The organism is Pseudomonas sp. 51_B, from assembly GCF_017491595.1.
GTDB lineage: Bacteria > Pseudomonadota > Gammaproteobacteria > Pseudomonadales > Pseudomonadaceae > Aquipseudomonas > Aquipseudomonas promysalinigenes.
This window is the reverse complement of sequence record NZ_JAFGYW010000504.1, coordinates 1-307: the sequence shown is the minus strand read 5'-3', so window position 1 is coordinate 307 and position 307 is coordinate 1. Positions and strand designations below refer to the sequence as shown.

General features: G+C 65.1%; 1 protein-coding gene. It reads right to left on the bottom strand.

What is annotated here, in order from left to right; genetic code table 11:
• Nucleotides 1-197 precede the first annotated feature (197 nt).
• On the bottom strand, nucleotides 198-307 hold a 110-nt coding region (locus J5M56_RS25940), incomplete at its 5' end, for a hypothetical protein (RefSeq protein WP_207938180.1).

Here is a 307-nt window from a genome sequence, read left to right as displayed (position 1 = left end):
TGTGGTTGGCGTTCCTCGGGTTCATGGCGTTGCGGGCAGTGACGTTGGGGTGGGTTGGGTGGCGGTTGTGGCGCCGTGATCTGTGGGTTGGTTGAGCGGGGGTATGGCGAAAGTCATGCAGCGCCGGTGAGATCGAGCGCCGCGCGGGCGGCGCTCGATCTCACCGGCGGAAAAGGTGCCGCGCCGGACACCCCCAATCACGAAGAAAGGTAAGAGGACCGGGTCAACCCCAAACGCAGCGCATCCAGAAACTGGGTTCGCTCCCGCGGGCTGATCTTGGCGCTGGCTACCTTGTCGCGGTAGTGGG